The 16,675-nt window shown below is 46.9% G+C and carries 18 protein-coding genes; 13 read left to right on the forward strand and 5 right to left on the reverse strand.

Translation table 11 applies throughout. From position 1 onward, the window contains the following. Positions 1–2: 2 nt before the first annotated feature. From kduD to kduI, 3 genes are read right to left on the reverse strand one after another with little or no spacing between them, the layout of a single operon-like run. Entirely contained in the window at positions 3–758 is a 756-nt protein-coding gene (gene kduD, locus ACFORK_RS06650; RefSeq protein WP_379196873.1) for a 2-dehydro-3-deoxy-D-gluconate 5-dehydrogenase KduD, read from the reverse strand. Positions 759–792: 34 nt separating this feature from the next. Further along, positions 793–1,557 (reverse strand): DeoR/GlpR family DNA-binding transcription regulator, encoded by a 765-nt coding sequence (locus ACFORK_RS06655; protein WP_379196875.1) that lies wholly within the window; start codon positions 1,555–1,557, stop codon positions 793–795. Between the two features lie 34 nt (positions 1,558–1,591). After that, positions 1,592–2,425: a 5-dehydro-4-deoxy-D-glucuronate isomerase gene (gene kduI, locus ACFORK_RS06660; RefSeq protein WP_379196877.1), complete on the reverse strand. Its 834-nt coding sequence runs from the start codon at positions 2,423–2,425 to the stop codon at positions 1,592–1,594. A 261-nt stretch (positions 2,426–2,686) separates the two neighbouring features. On the opposite strand from kduI, the gene ACFORK_RS06665 reads away from it, so the two are divergent. From ACFORK_RS06665 to fumC, 3 genes are all read left to right on the forward strand, one after another. Beyond that, a complete protein-coding gene (locus ACFORK_RS06665) occupies positions 2,687–3,340 on the forward strand; it encodes a hypothetical protein (protein ID WP_379196879.1) in 654 nt (217 codons plus the stop codon). Positions 3,341–3,532: 192 nt separating this feature from the next. Then, positions 3,533–4,957 (forward strand): aspartate ammonia-lyase, encoded by a 1,425-nt coding sequence (aspA, locus tag ACFORK_RS06670; RefSeq protein WP_379196881.1) that lies wholly within the window; start codon positions 3,533–3,535, stop codon positions 4,955–4,957. Positions 4,958–5,156: 199 nt separating this feature from the next. Next, on the forward strand, positions 5,157–6,533 hold the full coding sequence (fumC, locus tag ACFORK_RS06675) for a class II fumarate hydratase (protein ID WP_379196884.1): 1,377 nt from the start codon (positions 5,157–5,159) through the stop codon (positions 6,531–6,533). Between the two features lie 86 nt (positions 6,534–6,619). Here fumC and ACFORK_RS06680 read toward each other — a convergent pair whose 3' ends face one another. Continuing rightward, positions 6,620–7,441, reverse strand: a complete 822-nt coding sequence (locus ACFORK_RS06680) for a DUF2785 domain-containing protein (RefSeq protein ID WP_379196886.1) — start codon at positions 7,439–7,441, stop codon at positions 6,620–6,622. 227 nt (positions 7,442–7,668) lie between these two features. Between ACFORK_RS06680 and ACFORK_RS06685 the strand changes: the two genes are divergently transcribed. From ACFORK_RS06685 to ACFORK_RS06720, 8 genes are all read left to right on the forward strand, one after another. Continuing rightward, complete coding sequence (locus ACFORK_RS06685) at positions 7,669–8,934, forward strand: class I SAM-dependent methyltransferase (RefSeq protein WP_379196887.1); 1,266 nt, start codon at positions 7,669–7,671, stop codon at positions 8,932–8,934. Positions 8,935–8,938: 4 nt separating this feature from the next. Next, entirely contained in the window at positions 8,939–11,524 is a 2,586-nt protein-coding gene (locus tag ACFORK_RS06690; RefSeq protein WP_379196889.1) for a metallophosphoesterase, read from the forward strand. A gap of 98 nt (positions 11,525–11,622) precedes the next feature. After that, positions 11,623–11,982, forward strand: a complete 360-nt coding sequence (locus tag ACFORK_RS06695; protein WP_379196891.1) for a hypothetical protein — start codon at positions 11,623–11,625, stop codon at positions 11,980–11,982. Between the two features lie 69 nt (positions 11,983–12,051). Then, positions 12,052–12,516 (forward strand): hypothetical protein, encoded by a 465-nt coding sequence (locus ACFORK_RS06700; protein ID WP_379196893.1) that lies wholly within the window; start codon positions 12,052–12,054, stop codon positions 12,514–12,516. A gap of 374 nt (positions 12,517–12,890) precedes the next feature. Further along, a complete protein-coding gene (locus ACFORK_RS06705) occupies positions 12,891–13,181 on the forward strand; it encodes a DUF2087 domain-containing protein (protein WP_379196895.1) in 291 nt (96 codons plus the stop codon). Between the two features lie 51 nt (positions 13,182–13,232). Next, positions 13,233–13,397, forward strand: coding sequence for a hypothetical protein (locus ACFORK_RS06710; protein ID WP_379197168.1), 165 nt, complete (start codon positions 13,233–13,235; stop codon positions 13,395–13,397). Between the two features lie 288 nt (positions 13,398–13,685). Then, positions 13,686–14,330 (forward strand): bifunctional transcriptional activator/DNA repair enzyme AdaA, encoded by a 645-nt coding sequence (locus ACFORK_RS06715; protein ID WP_379197156.1) that lies wholly within the window; start codon positions 13,686–13,688, stop codon positions 14,328–14,330. After that, the gene (locus ACFORK_RS06720; protein ID WP_379196897.1) at positions 14,323–14,871 is read left to right on the forward strand and encodes a methylated-DNA--[protein]-cysteine S-methyltransferase; all 549 of its coding nucleotides are present in this window, start codon (positions 14,323–14,325) and stop codon (positions 14,869–14,871) included. The genes ACFORK_RS06715 and ACFORK_RS06720 overlap by 8 nt, the downstream gene beginning before the upstream one ends. A gap of 129 nt (positions 14,872–15,000) precedes the next feature. Here ACFORK_RS06720 and ACFORK_RS06725 read toward each other — a convergent pair whose 3' ends face one another. Next, a complete protein-coding gene (locus tag ACFORK_RS06725; protein WP_379196899.1) occupies positions 15,001–15,207 on the reverse strand; it encodes a hypothetical protein in 207 nt (68 codons plus the stop codon). 260 nt (positions 15,208–15,467) lie between these two features. Between ACFORK_RS06725 and ACFORK_RS06730 the strand changes: the two genes are divergently transcribed. Next, positions 15,468–15,719: a YolD-like family protein gene (locus tag ACFORK_RS06730; RefSeq protein ID WP_175371861.1), complete on the forward strand. Its 252-nt coding sequence runs from the start codon at positions 15,468–15,470 to the stop codon at positions 15,717–15,719. Between the two features lie 107 nt (positions 15,720–15,826). Next, positions 15,827–16,645 carry an SPL family radical SAM protein gene (locus ACFORK_RS06735; protein WP_379196902.1) on the forward strand — a complete coding sequence of 273 codons (819 nt, stop codon included), beginning with the start codon at positions 15,827–15,829 and terminating at the stop codon, positions 16,643–16,645. The last annotated feature ends 30 nt before the right edge of the window (positions 16,646–16,675 follow it).

A 16,675-nucleotide genomic window follows, 5' to 3' on the forward strand; every position in this document is an offset into this window, starting at 1 on the left:
AGCTATCTGGCCAACCAGCCGCCATCTACGGCCAGAACATGGCCGTTCATATAGTCGGAAGCGGCCGAGGCCAGGAAGACAGCCGGACCTTTAATATCGTCCGGTGACCCCCAGCGCCCTGCGGGGATGCGCTCCAGAATGGATTCGGCCCGCTTCTCATCAGCCCGAATTGGCGCGGTATTATCTGTAGCCATGTAGCCGGGGGCGATGGCGTTGATGTTGATGCCATGACCTGCCCATTCATTGGCTAAGGCCTTGGTCAGCCCGGCGACTCCGTGCTTGCTCGCGGTATAGCCGGGAACAGTGATGCCACCCTGGTAGGAGAGCATGGAGCAGATGTTAATGATTTTGCCGGATTTACGTTCCAGGAAGTGACGACCGGCAATTTGCGAGAGCAGAAAGACCGTATGCAAGTTAAGATCGATGACATCGAACCAATCCTGTTCACTGTGCTGCTCCGCGGGTGCCCGGCGGATGATACCGGCATTATTGACGAGGATATCGACATGGCCGGTAAGAGTCAGGGCTTCGTCAAAGACAGCCTGAAGTCCGCTGTGCTGACTGAGATCCGCCTCGATGCCAAGCGTTTTGACACCGTGGGCTGCGGCAGCTTCTAATGTATGGTCGCTGGGATTGAATGAGACCGAGACGATATCTGCGCCTGCTTCGGCTAGGCCAAGCGCGATGCCTTGTCCGAGTCCGCGGGCGCCTCCGGTAACGAGAGCCGTTTTGCCAGACAAGTTGAATAAGGATGACATATGGATTTCACTCCTTTTAAGCCTTTGAAGGTAATTAATGCCTTGCTCCGCACTCCAGGGTTACACCGGCGTTCCAGAACTGTTGCGCGGTCTCCGGCGGGAGGCCACTGTCAGTAAGTATGAGATCTACTTCCTCCAGTGAGGCGAACGTACGGAGTGCAGTGTGGCCGAATTTATGATGGTTAACCACCGCAATTACTTGCCGAGCTGTGGCGACCAGGGCTTGCTTGAATTCGATTAAATCTCCCGTATAGATCGAAAGACCGTGTTCGAGATGAACGGCAGTGGCCGAGAGAAAAGCTTTTTGAATATTAAGCTTCTGCACATAGGCGACGGCTTCGGGACCAGCCAGCATGTTGCGGACACGGTACCCTCCGGGAACGACGAGACGGATGTGCTCCTTGGGAGCCAGTTCGCTGATGATATGTACATCATTGGTGATGACGGTCAGCGGCCGATTGTCCAGTCGCCGGGCGATCTCAAGCGTGGTGCTGCCCCCGTCCAGCGCGATAATATCATCCTCATCGATGTGGGCCAGCGCGATCTGCGCGATCTCGCTTTTCTCTTCGGCGTATTTGTCGAGCGGCTCCCGGGACGGCAGAATGCCGAATTGGTCGCTCTGCGCTAGCACGGCACCGCCGTGCACACGGACAATTAGTCCTTGCTCCTCCAGTCGAGTCAGGTCCTCACGTATCGTTTTACCTGTGACCTGGAGTTTGTCACTCAGTTCATTGACCGTTACATCCTTTTGGTTCAGCAGAACCTCCATAATCATCTCATGCCGTCGTATCGGGTTCATCCTTGTGCCTCAGCTTTCCGTAAATGTAGTGATTCTATTGTAATTCTTTTATGGATACGGGGTCCATATCATCATATCTTTTATTGTCTCCGGCCATGCTCCAGATAAATGTATAATTGCTTGTGCCTACGCCGCTGTGAATCGACCAGCTTGGAGAAATGACTGCTTGCTCGTTGCTCATAACAATATGGCGGGTCTCGTCCGGCTCACCCATGAGATGGAACACTGCTGCATCTTCCGGGAGTCCAAAATAGAAATAGGCTTCCATCCGGCGTGGATGAATATGGGCAGGCATCGTATTCCACATGTTTCCGGGCTTGAGCTCGGTCATGCCCATAACCAGCTGCGCGCTTTGTACGCCATTGGTGTGAATAAAGCGATAAATGGTGCGTTCGTTAGAGTTCTTGATATCCCCGAGCGCGCTGGAATCAGCCTCTGCCAGTGTGGTCTTGGCGGTAGGGTAGGATTGATGCGCTGGAGCTGAGTTCAGATAGAATTTGGCCGGCTGCGTACTATCGTTGCTTTTGAAGCTAACTTCTTTAGAGCCCTGGCCTACGTACAGACATTCTTTCGTACCCAGTTCATAGGAGGTTCCGTCTACGGTCACCGTTCCTGTGCCGCCAACATTAATTACCCCAAGCTCGCGGCGTTCCAGGAAATAGCTAACACCGAGCTCCTTTAGATCTGTTGTCAGTTGTACTTCTTGCGTCACCGGTTGTGCGCCGCCAATGATCATGCGGTCCTCATGGGTCAGCACCAGCTTCAGCTCATCGGGAACGAAGAGGACGGGGATATGGAATTCCTTGCGCAGGCGTTCAGTATCGAACTGTTTGACTTCTTGGGGATGAGATGCGTAACGTCTTTCCATGATGTAATCATTCTCCTTTTTGAATCGAAAATGGTTTATATGTGTTTAAAATACTCCATTTATGTTCATTTATCAAGCGTAAATACTATTTGGGTTCATTTATTCAGCTTTGGAAAATGGGGCAGATGAAGAACTATTGACAATCTTTTGTAGCGTTGTTATTTTTAATGTGTATTATTAAAACAACTTTATAAAGTTACTTTATATATACTTGAGAGATGATTCTAATGAACTCCCATTGTGAAGGAGGTCCAGGAATATATGCTATCAAACAACTGCGACACAAGCGGAGAAGGGCAACCGAGGTGGACGGAAGAGGATTGGCATTGTTGGCGAGAGCAGGGACATTTTCTGTTGCGGAGGGCCGTCCCGAAGTTTTATGTTCTGCGCCTTCTTTCCTTGATGCCCACTGAAGCTGACAGGCAAACGGCCTTGTGGAATAAGGATTTATCAGCAATTCGATCTCATCCATACATGTGGGATATTCTGCTGCGTTACAGGGTGTATGAAGCTTTTGCCGGACTATGGGAGCAGCCTGAATTATGGTTGGATCTCGAAGGGCTGAGAATTCGGGGGAGACAGGCGCAGATATCTTCAGTGCAGAGCCCCGAGGTAGAGGGCTGTATTTCTTTGAAGTCCCAGCAAGTAGAGTTCCATTATGCTGATCACTCTGGAAGAAGGCTTACAGTAGCTTTGGAGATGGGGGATTTGCTGATCTATGCCAGTGATAAGCTGGTTTTAGATAGTCAGACTGCGGATCTGCTGCCAGTGACCATGGTTCCAGTGAACATGATTCCATTGCAAGATCATGATGACGATTGCAGGAGCGGGCGGATTCTGTTCTGCAAAGAGATTGACCAGGCAGGGCAACACGGAAGGGTGGTTCTGAACGAACGGGGTGAACGATTGCTGTGATGGCCCCCTCTTTTTCTCCAATGTGAAATTTTTCATTGCGGTTTTCCAGTTTTCATAATTTTTATTGAATATAGATGGAGACAATTCTTTAAATTAAGGGTATTATCCTAGTAGGCAATAGGGAAATATAGGATGAACTATTGTCTTGGACTATGGCCTATACAATAAAGAAACAATGCGGAGGTATGAACGGTGTCAGAGACTGAATTTCGCGTGGAAAAAGACTTTCTGGGTAGTAAACAGGTAGAAAAGCACGCCTATTACGGTATTCAGACGCTACGTGCGGTCGAGAATTTTCCGATTACCGGCTATCGGGTGCATGGTGAATTAATCAAAGCGATGGGGATCGTGAAGAAAGCCGCTGCACTGGCCAATATGGAAGTGGGCAGACTGTACAAAGGACTCGGAGAAGTGATTGTACAAGCAGCAGGTGAAATCATTGAGGGTAGGTGGCATGACCAATTTATTGTGGACCCTATTCAGGGCGGTGCGGGTACTTCGCTGAACATGAATGCCAACGAAGTAATCGCTAACCGTGCACTGGAGCTACTAGGCAAGGAGAAGGGCGATTATCTGCAGCTCAGCCCGAACTCTCATGTTAACATGGCCCAGTCTACGAATGACGCTTTCCCTACAGCGATACATATTGCCACACTGTCACTGTTGGAGCAACTGCTGTCCACCATGCGGAGTATGCATGAGGTATTTTTGCAGAAAGCCCAAGAGTTCGATCCGGTGATTAAAATGGGCCGGACACATCTCCAGGATGCTGTACCGATTCGGCTTGGCCAGGAATTCGAAGCCTATAGCAGAGTACTGGAACGCGACATCAAGCGCATCGAACATTCTCGGCATCATTTATACGAAGTGAACATGGGTGCAACAGCGGTAGGCACCGGGCTGAATGCCGATCCTGATTATATTGTGCAGGTTGTCCGCCATTTGGCAGAGATCAGCGGCTTCCCGCTGGTGACCGCAGACCATCTAGTGGATGCTACCCAGAATACAGATGCTTACACTGAAGTGTCAGCGACACTGAAGGTTTGTATGATGAACATGTCCAAAATCGCCAATGATCTGCGGCTGATGGCCTCTGGTCCACGTTCCGGATTCAATGAAATCTCGCTTCCGGCCCGTCAGCCAGGTTCTTCGATCATGCCAGGCAAGGTCAATCCGGTTATGGCAGAGGTCATCAATCAGGTGGCTTTCCAGGTTATTGGAAACGATCACACGATCTGTCTGGCATCTCAAGCAGGACAACTGGAGCTGAACGTGATGGAGCCGGTATTGGTCTTCAACCTGATCCAGTCGATCAGCATTATGAACAACTCGTTCCGGGTCTTCACAGATTATTGTCTGGCCGGAATTGAAGCGAACAAAGAAAAGCTGGCACAGGAAGTGGAACGCAGTGTCGGCATAATCACCGCCGTCAATCCACACCTGGGTTATGAGGTTGTCTCCCGAATTGCCCGTGAGGCCATCCTGACCGGAGAATCTGTACGAGAGCTATGCCTGAAATACAATGTACTGACCGAGGAAGAACTGAACATGATCCTCGATCCTTATGAAATGACCCATCCGGGAATTGCGGGAGCATCGCTGCTGCATAGAGAATAGTTTTTGTCGAAAAGCGAAAGTATGAACAGTAGCGCAGCAGAATCTTTAAGCGGCGAATGTTCTCCTTTCGCTTTTCGCGTTGTGGAGGATTAAATACGGAGCAGCATCGCCATGTTCTTGTCTATGACGGACTCGGCTTACACGACGGTGTGGAATGCCGCTTATGGACGGATTTCAAATCTAAAAATGAGGTGATGACATGGATTATCGTACAGAAAGAGATACGCTTGGAGAAGTGCAGGTGCCGGCAGATAAATACTGGGGTGCCCAGACCCAGCGTAGTCTAGAGAATTTCAAAATTGGCAGCGAAAAAATGCCCCGCGCCCTGATCTATGCGCTAGCGCTGATCAAGAAGGCGGCGGCACAGGCCAACGCGGAGCTAGGCGTGTTGGACACCACCAAATCGCAAGCGATTGTACAGGCGGCGGACGAGATTCTGGCCGGTGACTTTGATGAGCATTTTCCACTTGCAGTGTGGCAGACGGGCAGCGGCACCCAGACCAATATGAATGTTAATGAGGTCATCGCTCGCCGGGGAAATGAAATTCTGAAGGCCAGTGGGGCCTCGGCTGTAATTCATCCCAATGATGATGTGAACAAAAGCCAAAGCTCCAACGATACTTTCCCTACCGCAATGCATATTGCCGCATATCTTGCCGTAGAGCGGCAGGTGCTGCCTGCGATCCGGCAGCTTAAGGTTACACTGGCCGGGAAAGCGGAATCGTTCAAAGACCTTATTAAGATTGGGCGCACTCATCTGCAGGATGCGACCCCGATCACCCTCGGTCAGGAAATCAGAGCCTGGACGGCCATGCTTGAGAAGTGCGAGCAGTTCATTGAGGCCAGTTCGAAGTCGCTGCTAGAGCTGGCGATCGGCGGAACGGCTGTGGGCACAGGCATCAACGCCCATCCGCAGTTTGGTGCCAGGACAGCGGCAGTGATTGCCGCAGAGCTGTCCGGCGAATTCACTTCCGCCGCCAACAAGTTCCATGCGCTGACGAGCCATGATCAACTCGTGTATGTGCATGGCGCATTGAAGGCGTTGTCCGGCGATCTGATGAAGATCGCCAACGATGTTCGCTGGCTGGCGAGCGGCCCGCGCAGCGGCATTGGCGAGATCAGCATACCGGAGAATGAGCCGGGCAGCTCCATCATGCCGGGCAAGGTCAACCCGACGCAGAGCGAAGCGATGACGATGGTGGTGTGTCAGGTGTTCGGCAATGATGTGACCATCGGCATGGCTGCCAGCCAGGGTAATTTTCAGCTGAATGTGTTCAAACCGGTCATCATTCACAGCTTTCTGCAATCGTGCCAGCTTCTCGCCGATACGATGATTTCATTTGACGAGCATTGTGCGCAAGGGATTGAACCCAATGTGAACACGATTGAACGGAATCTGCATCATTCTCTGATGCTGGTCACTGCACTGAATCCCCATATCGGCTATGAGAATGCAGCCAAGATCGCCAAGCTGGCCCATAAAGAAGGGCTTACCCTTAAGGAAGCCGCCGTACGCCTAAATCTGCTGACTGCAGAGCAATTTGACAGCATGGTCAAGCCGGAGGATATGATTTAACGTAGCTTACTTAATCAGACCTGTGAATAAGCAAATCAAGATTACTGCGAAAAGTGAGGGTGCTGTTTCCCTCGCTTTTTTCTTAATTAGGAATAGTATACTTGCTCTACATTATATAGTGTACGCTCGATAATTGGACAGAGATCGGCATCTGCTTTGTGAGATTTAACTCGAAAGTATAAACTTTCCAAAAAGTTCTTTATATTATTTTTTTGCTTAGAGGTAGAAAGAAATTCCGAGTTGTTCTTCACATCACCAAAACGTTGAATCCATTGCTCAACATCAGTCTGACTAAGCAATTTTCTATTTAAAATACTAATAATGGAATTTACCATTCTCTTATCTTCCCCATCAGAGTAAATCCGATCGGTTATGGTCATCTTGTCGTAAACCAAATCGAGGATGGTTAGGAGGTCATTTTTATCCAGTTCAGAACACTGAGCCAGATCGTCTAAAGCATCTGCTGCATGGGCCATGGCATGAGCCCAGCCTTTTTCTTGGTCATACCCTCGGTAATCCCGCTCTTCTTGTACATTGTAAAATACTTTCTCTTTTATCTGATGAATTTGCTCTCTTGAGAGAAATGGTGATTCTCTATGCCGTATGAGGAAGAGCGGTATGACAAGCATAGAGAAAGATCGAGTAAAAACAGAGTCTGTATATGTTTCACCAAGCTTAAACAGCAAATGGTTGTTATCCAAAACAATGGGGAGAATTTGTTCTAGTTCGTTTGCAGTTAAAGCATTACTAGGGATCCAATGTGATAGGGTTATATAAATTAGGTCATCACGTAGCTCAGCATCCAAAGCACCGATGTTATGTAACATTTCTTGTACCAACTGGAACGTATCGGGAGGTGCTTGGTAACCATTTTCTTTTATTAGCATCAACTTTTGTTTTAAGTTCATTTTACACACTCCGTATAGAAATTTTCCCAAACGACTTATAAGAGTTTTTACTGATTATGTGGCCTCATTCTTACCCTCTCTTTTCTTAATTATAAGGCACAGATGTTAATAGGTGGAATGCTGTGCTTTTTTTGTGCTCGTAATACTTTTACCATGTTCAGGAACAAGCGATTGCGCGAAAATAAACCACAAGAGAAGCTGAAATTGTAAGTGAGGGGATGATAGAAATGGCGATCCTCCAGGTGAGGTCCACAAATCCGCAGTTTTCATTTTTGATCAAAAAGAATCCCGGTTCCGGTATGATGATTCGCCCTATTCGTAAAGGCATAGCCTATGGATGGTATACCGATGCTCAGACGTATAACGTGTATTTTAAAGATGCGGATAATGAAATTTCCTATAAGCAGCATGAGCAGGAGAACTTCGAGTATTTGAATGTGTCGCGGTACAATACGCCGTTGTTTCCACTGAATGCAATGAACGAATTTTTCTCAGCGCCGCTAAGGGTACAGGATGAGCGAGATGTTGAAGGGTATGAGCAGACCTTGTTCATCAATATGATTCATATTGAATTGGTGCGGTATATTGATTTTTTTGAAAAGCATTTGCCGGACTTCACGTTCGAAATGAGTCATCTGGCGCTCAAAAGTTATTCCTTAACGGTGAAAACGAGCAAAAGCCTCTACCAGCTCCTGCATGTTGCGGGTGTACTGTGTCTGTTCCTCTCGGCCTTCGGCAATGAGTACATCGATATTTCGGACAGTGTTCTTGATAAATATATCAAGAGCGTGAATGTCATGGACGCGCCGTTTTATATCCGCAGCCTGTTCGTGCGCAATTTTCTATCGTCGAAGGTCCGGTTCCACAAGTACAAGGGTGAGTTGGAAAAAACAGATCGTTATGATATCCAATTCGCCTACGGGGGAACGGCACTACAACGAAGAATGCATATTGGAAGTGTCTTGGCCTTCGATAAGTCGATTGTAGATATTGGCTGCGGGGAAGGGTTCTATGCCATTCCTTTTGCAGGAAAGCTGGAGGCAAGCTACTATGCGATTGATATTGACGAAGAGCGTCTGGAGACGGTGAAGCGTAAAGCAATGGCCAAGAATATCGACAATATTGTCCTCACAAGCTCCATTGATCAGTTCCTGGAAAGCTATAACGGGGAGCTGGTAGATGTGATTTTAACGGAAGTGATTGAACATATGAGTCTGGATGAGGCTGCTGAGTTAATCCGGCAAATCTGCACGTCTATTGATTTTGACCAACTCATTATTACGACGCCTAATGCGGACTTTAACCGCTATTATGAACTAAGCCATTTCCGTCATGACGATCATAAGTGGGAACTTGGGGAACAAGCTTTTCAGCAATGGATGATTCATGTGATAAAAGATACCGGTGTGTATGCCGAGTTTGCAGCTATAGGCGATCGTGTGAATGAAATCCAAACTACACAAGGCGTTATTCTCAAGAGAAAGGGGGCCTAATGCAATGCTTATTCAGACAAAACTTCATACGATCTTTATGTTAATCGGTTCTACGGAATGCGGTAAAACGACTTTTGCCAAGGAAGTGCTGATTCCCGCGCTGCAGTTTGAAGATCACAGTCGTGCCGTGCGGTCCAATGTCCAGTATCTATCTTCAGACCAGATCCGCCAGGAGATCCTCGGCTATGATTATGATAAATACGATCAGGTCATGCTGGAATCCAGTGAGCAAGCTTTTCGGCTGTTATTTGAAAGACTGAAGCTGGTCACGTCCTTTCCGATCAATGCGGAGTTTGTGGTGGTCGATACCACGGGCTTGTCAGAGAATTTTCGAGCGAAGGTCAAGGAGATTGCCCGAGAGAACAACTACAATCTGGAAGCCATTGTCTTCGATTATCGGAAACGCGATGACTATTATGCATCAGAACGTTCCAAGAAGCTGATTACGAGCCATATTAACCGGCTGAAGACGGAAGTGCTGGGGTCATTGGCGCGAGAAGACTATACGAAGGTTCATCGAGTGCGGGCTAAGGATTTTTATGTCCCGGAAGAAGGGAAAGCCAATTCAGAATACAGTATCGCCATAGAAGATTTGGAAACGTATCTATCCAGTGTATTGCCGCAAGACCAGCAGTATATCGTCGTTGGTGATGTTCACGAATGCGTGGAAGACTTGCAGGGGCTGCTGCTTGATTACGGATATAAGATTGAAGCTGGTAAGTTGATTGCCGGAGAGAGGCTGAAGCGAACCAAGGTGATTCTGGCCGGGGATTGGATTGATAAAGGGAAGCGGACGAGGGAGATCATTCAATTTCTGTATGATAATCGGGAGCACTTGGTTCTTGTGCTGGGGAACCATGAGAACTTCGTAGATAAGTATTTGCGTGGTGAAGTGAAAGGTGTGGATCAGGAGCTGCTTCATTACTATTTTGACTCTACCCAGACGCTGCTGCAAGATCCGGAATTGCTGGAGAAATTTGAGTGTCTGGTAGGTATGTCGAAACCGTTTTACCGGTATGTAGGCGTTAATGGACCCTCTTATTATGTCACCCACGCGCCGTGCCGGAACAAATACATTGGCAAGTTGGATACAATTTCGGCTCGTCACCAGCGGAATTTCCGGTTGGACCGGGAAGGGTCGGTGGAAGAGCAGCTTTCTTTTTTACGGGAGGAAGCGGTTAAAAATCATCCGTTTCATATCTTCGGGCATATTGCGGCGAAGCAAGCTTTTCGAATCTATAATAAAATTCATATCGATACCGGCAGCGTCCATGGCAACCAGCTTACGGCTGTTACTATTGGGTACAAACCATTTATGCGATCTCACCGATCGAGCAGAGCGGTCATTCCGGAAGAACTGCCAATGCTGTTCCAGGAACCTAGGAAGGTTTCACTTCAAGATCTAGGGGAGGAAGAGGGGCGCCGTCTTCGTTACGCTACTCGCCATAAAGTGAACTTTATCTCGGGCACGATGTCCCCGTCAGATAAGGATGAGGAGACGCAAGAACTGGAATCGTTAAAACAGGGCTTGGCGCATTTTCAGAAGCGTGGTGTTCAACAGGTGGTACTGCAGCCGAAATACATGGGCTCAAGATGCAATATTTATCTGCACAAGGATAGGGAACAGTGCTTTGCTATTAGCCGTAACGGCTACAGAATCAAGGGAGTAGATTTGTCGGAGATTTATGCCGGGTTGTACGACAAGTTCCGTAGTTACATGGAGGAACATAAGATTGCAATGCTGATTTTGGACGGGGAGCTTCTGCCATGGAAAGCACTCGGGGAAGGGCTGATCGAACGTCAGTTTAAGCCGATTGAGACGGCGCTTGGAACAGAACTGGCCTTTTTGCAGGAAAATAGTTTTGAAGCGGCGTATCACGGGCTTGTCGCTGCTTATGAAGCAAGTGGCTTTGAGCAGGATCAGCATCGTACCGCCAAATCTGCTTTGAGTGAGAAATATGGGGCAAGTATGTATCAGACCTACAAGTATATTCACGATATAAAGGCGAGCTATGTGCCGTTAACCGATCATCAGAATGCATATGATGTCTACAAGCGGCAGCTGGAGTTATACGCTGGGGACGAAGTCATGGAGTATAAGCCTTTTGCTATCTTGAAAATCGTCTACGAAGATGGACGTGAGCAGCAGCCGGATTGGAAGACATCTGAGATGTACAGCTTTCTGTCGGATGACGAAGCGATTGTATTAGATCTTGCAGAACAAGATAGTTTGGAAAAGGCAGAGCAATATTTCTCCAAGCTTACGTTTGAGCTAGGTATGGAGGGCATTGTGATCAAGCCGGAGACATGGGATGGAAGCACGGTGCCTTATATGAAGGTACGTAACCCGGAGTACTTGTCCATCATCTACGGCTATGACTATAAGTTCCCGCATAAGTACCGGAAGCTCTTGAAGCAGAAGAATATTGCCCGTAAGCTGCGTACTTCCTATAATGAGTATAAACTGGGAAGAGATCTGCTGGCGATCCCGTTTGATGAGATCAGCCCTGAGCATGAAGGATACAAAGAGATTGCTGCGAATTTGCTGTTTGAAGTGGCTAAGGAGCGGGAGATTGACCCGCGATTGTAATCATAACTAATAATGACGAAATTACCCTGTTTAGGGATGAGAACAAGAATGATTTTTTAGGCTATTTTGATCTCTCAACCGAGGCTGGTCTTCTGGGAGTGCAAAATGAGCTTGATCTGTCGGATGAAGGTAATAAAGAGTTTTACGATGAAATTAATCAGTTCATTCAAGGTGATCATACCATAGCTTATAGTTATATTTATCCAAGGGACGAGGAGGATCTGACAGATCAAGTGGATCACTTCGCTCCAACTAATCACAAGGGGCATAAGCCGGTTTATATCTATATGTGGTCAAAATTATCAAAGCACTGGGATGTTTCCGAGATCGAGAAAAGCGTCAAAATCCTCGCTAAATATTTTTTGCGTATGGAAATACAGGAGATAGTGTGGCTCGAAGTTCCGACTTACGAAGAAGCTCAGATCTCATATGAGCAGGATTACGCCCTTTATATCTAAAGTAAGTAAAAGATTACGCAAAAGTAAACCTCAAACATGTAAGGCTTACTTCCGAAATGAGGAATTGACTTGCTAAACAGTATCGAAGTTAGAAAAATGAAAAGTCTATACTGCGAAGACGAACACTTTTGTATCGTAATTGATAATATTCCACTAGATATTTTACTGCACACAATCTACCCAGAAGATGAGTTTCAAGGGTTGATTCCCACTATATTAGATTGGGTAGATGAACCTAGAGAGCGGTCATTTTTATTGAGTCGTTATCATTCAGTGCAACAGGTTGAGATGCTCCCTATATTGATGTGTCCGGATGATTGTGACTTATGGTGTACATTAATCATTGCCGAAGTAGTGAGAATGGATGATTCGACAGTAAAATGGAATAGGATTGGTCGTGACCGAAGTACAAGAAAAGACATGATCGATAGTTATGAATGCATAGGAACAAGTGTTGAATGGCTTGGAAAAATACCGAGTATGAGGTTCAACCAATCAGAGTATTATGCTCAATTAAATAAGCTATTAGGATGATATCGAATGGCGTGCCAAAAGGCACGTCATTTTAATTGTTATTCATAATTTTGCACCAAAATTGAACCCTCTCATTTATATGATCAAGTCAGACACAATGTAAATGAATTTCTACTGCATCTTCATCATCAGGCGATCATCACTGAACGGTGGAGAGAATGTACCATATAAGCGTTAAACGGCGATAGACTGAGGCGGTTGATCCTTATATTCGGATTTTGAAATAAGGTCATGTACGGCCTTGAGATGTGCCACTCGAAAAAAGGGGGGTTACTCCAAATGGGGATTGTTGACAAGAGAATGATATTTAATTAATATCTAATTAGATTATTATCTAATTTTTAGTATACAATCTCAATAAAGGAGCATTCCACATGAGCGTTCAAGATCAAGCATTTAAAGCGTCCATTATCCGCAACTTCTCCACAGCCGATGGACGGTTACAGAGCATTCCTGTACAGCGCAAGAAGAAGCTTATTATCCTGGAGTACCTGATTTCCAAGCTGGAGCCGGGACGTCCATATCCCGAGAAGGAAATAAATATGTTTATCAAAGGCTTTCATGATGATTTTGCCACGATCCGCAGAGAATTTATTGTGCACGGATTCATGACCCGGGAGAATGAAGTCTATATGTTAGCCCCGCAGGAAGACTGGGCGACATAGGGAGAATTAGGCGCGGGCTGTTATAGTAACGCAAGGTTAATAGGGGACTTCATGAGTGTAGAGAAGAGGGGCGGCTGGAACATGCCGTTCTTCGGCTTCATTATGGTTGTTGCACTCGATGTCGATTACAGCATCTTCCCGATGCCCCGTTACCGTGAGAACCCATCAAACAGGGCGCAAGCGATTGTGGAAGCCTCCAGGCACATCGGCAGTTAGGCGGTAAGCAAGCGGAGGAATAAGAGCTAGGTTATATGTGAGGTGTCCGAGTAGTCATTTTCATGACTATGGGGGCACCTCTTTTTTGGTCCGGGAGGAGTTTCACTATCTTGCTATTGTATTCCAAAATGCGTACAGACAGGTCTGGATAGGGGTATACTGTCAATAGAGGTGAGTGGAATGAAGAGCGGCATCAATAGCAGAACTGAGGGTAAAGTGAAGAGCAAGACTGAGAGAAGGACCGAGAATGAGAGGTTGAGCAAAGCTGTGAGCGGAACCATGCGTAAAATGGAGAGCCCAGCCGATAGCGGGACCGAGCACAAAATAGATGAGACATTGACGGATGAGAAATGGCAAGCTATTTTGGACAATAACTCCGCATGCGATGGCACTTTTTTCTATGCTGTGCGGACTACAGGTATCTTTTGTCGTCCATCCTGCAAATCCAAGGCCCCGAAGCGTGAAAATGTTGCTGTCTTCTCAGTAGCAGGGCAGGCACTGGCTGCCGGGTTCCGCCCCTGCAAACGCTGTAAGCCCACCGGGGAACGACTGCCGGATGCTGAATGGGTTGAACTTATGATCCGATACATGGATAATCACCTTGCTGAACCTGTAACGCTTGGGCATCTGGCCGAGGTCTGCCATGGCAGTCCCTATCATCTGCACCGGACTTTCAAAAAGGTCACCGGTATCACCCCGGTGGATTATCTCCACCAGCAGAGGGTAGCTAAGGCCAAGCAATATCTGCTTCATACAGAGCAAGGGGTGGCCGAGATTGGCCAGAGCGTAGGTCTTCCCAACACCTCTTATTTTATAACCCTGTTTAAGAGAAAAACGGGCTACACGCCCTCTCAATTCCGCCAGCTTTACCGGGCACAAACGCAAGCTACGGAAGAGTATACATCTACTAAGGAGGCACTTAAATATGAATAAAGAGACTGGTCCAGTTATCTACTGGACGTTGCTGGATTATAAAGAATGGCATTTTTATATCGCTGCCACAGAGAAGGGACTTTGTTATATCGGGTCGCAGGGGAAGTCATTCAGTGAGACGAGCATCTGGGCTGCACGCCGGTTTCCGGGCAGTCCGCTCATAGAAGATGAGGCTCGGCTACTGCCATATCTAGCTGAACTGAAAGAATACCTGGATGGGGAACGTCAAGACCTTATCTCTCCAGCGGATCTGATAGGCACCCCCTTTCAGCTTGAAGTATGGCGCGCGCTTCGTGAAATTCCATATGGCAGCACATGGTCCTATTCGGATATTGCAGAGCGTATCGGCCGTCCGTCCGCAGTGCGCGCAGTGGGGACAGCGATTGGAGCCAACCCGGTCCTGATCACAGTTCCGTGCCACCGGGTGATCGGCAAGAATGGAAGTTTGACTGGGTTCCGGGGCGGTTTGGAGATGAAGAAACGGCTATTAGAGTTGGAACAGGGAAAGGTTATTGCGAGGGAAGGGCTTTTGCAATTTTGAGCAGCAGAAGCAAGGAGTGCTGGAAGTCTCAAAGAGCATGTGAGGAGACAGATAGCTTGATCATTTGGGTTTGACATGAGCTTTTAATATTCAGGGAGACTTGATTATGAAGTTGAGTCCAATTAATTATTATTTCTTTTTAAAGTATTTAAATATTAAGTTTATTGCGTAAAGAACTATTAGTATTATAAGTAAAGTGTTTGTAGTGTTTAACGATTCTCTTAAAAGATATATTTGATCTTGAACTTCTTTCAAACCTCTATATGACTTATCGCCCACTTCTCCTAAGTTGCTAATTAATTGGTTAATATACTGTGTAAGTTCAGTCAAGTCCATATAAATTACCTCCAAGTATGTATCTATTGCATAGTTATTTATAAGTTATAACAATAATTGGATTATTACTAAACAAATGTAGCTATATATGTAATAATATAATTGAAAGTTGTTAATTACTTTTAAATTCCATTTTATGTGATGGCTTTGAGCCGCAGGCACCAAGGTTGACGGGAGCGTGCCAAGGCTTTAACCTATATAATAGTAGTTTTTATACGGGATAACATATGGAAATAAACTTAACTTATTGGAGGAACAGTGTGGCAAAAGCAAAGGTAGCAAAACGGCCAACGAGGGACGAGTTCGTGCTGGAGGAGCTTGGTAATCAGTTGGCTGAAGCCAAGATGGAAGAGTCTGAAATTCTTTTGACCGTATGGGGGCAGGAAGAACAGGTTCGTGGTGTTATTGTAGACATGGACCCTCGAACGGGTAAGGTGCATCTCAGTTATCATGAGACGCTTATAAAAGTGCCTTTTATGGATATCATGCAAGTCAATTATCCCAGGGACTAATACTCATGACAAGAACCCCAATTTAGCGATTGGGGTTCTTTACTGCTAAGGGAGATCTTTCTCGTGTGGAATCATCATATATAACTTTAAACGGAGAGGTGATTAGAATGGCTACGGAGTATTTATACAAACAGCCGAAAACGCTGCTGAATAAAGGAACAGGTTTTCTGTCGGGTTATAGCCATTCCCTGAATCCATACACGGGTTGCTCTTTCGCTTGCTCGTACTGTTATGTGCGCCAAATGCCAGTCTCGATCTTCCGCAAGGAAGAGTGGGGCACCTGGGTGGATATCAAGCAGGGAGCGGCGGAGCTTTTACGCAAGGAACTGGTTAGAGCAAAGGTGAAGGGACCGGTGACCATATTCATGTCCTCAAGTACAGATCCTTATCAGCCGGTTGAATACAAAGAAGAAGTCACTCGGTCGTTACTGGAGGTCATGGTGCAGGAACAACCGGACTTTCTGCTACTGCAGACGCGGAGTCCCTTGGTGCGGCGAGATATAGATTTGCTAAAAAAACTGGGTGATCGAGTTAGAGTAAGCATGACGGTAGAGACTGATCTGGACGAGATCCGCAAGCATTTTTCCCCTGCTGCTCCGCCAATTACCGCCCGACTCAAGACATTGGAACTGCTTAAGGAGGCAGGAATTCCCGCGCAAGCCGCAATTGCTCCGGTACTGCCGAGCAGCCCAGCGTTTCCAGAGATTTTGAAGAAACTGGTGGGCCGAGTCTGTGTGGACGATTATTTCATGGGGGACGGCAGTGGAGGGAAACGTACGCGGAAGCTGGGAATATCTTCGTTATACAAAGAGCATGAGATAGAAGAATGGTATACCCCCTCTGCGTGGCGTATCGTATATGACCGGATGAAGGCAGTCTTTGCCGAAGAGCAGGTGTTGTTGAGCCAGCAAGGTTTTGCGCCTTGATGACTAACCACTGCTGGAGGTATGATGGAA

It is taken from the genome of Paenibacillus sp. GCM10012306 (assembly GCF_042649265.1).
Lineage (GTDB): Bacteria > Bacillota > Bacilli > Paenibacillales > Paenibacillaceae > Paenibacillus_AQ.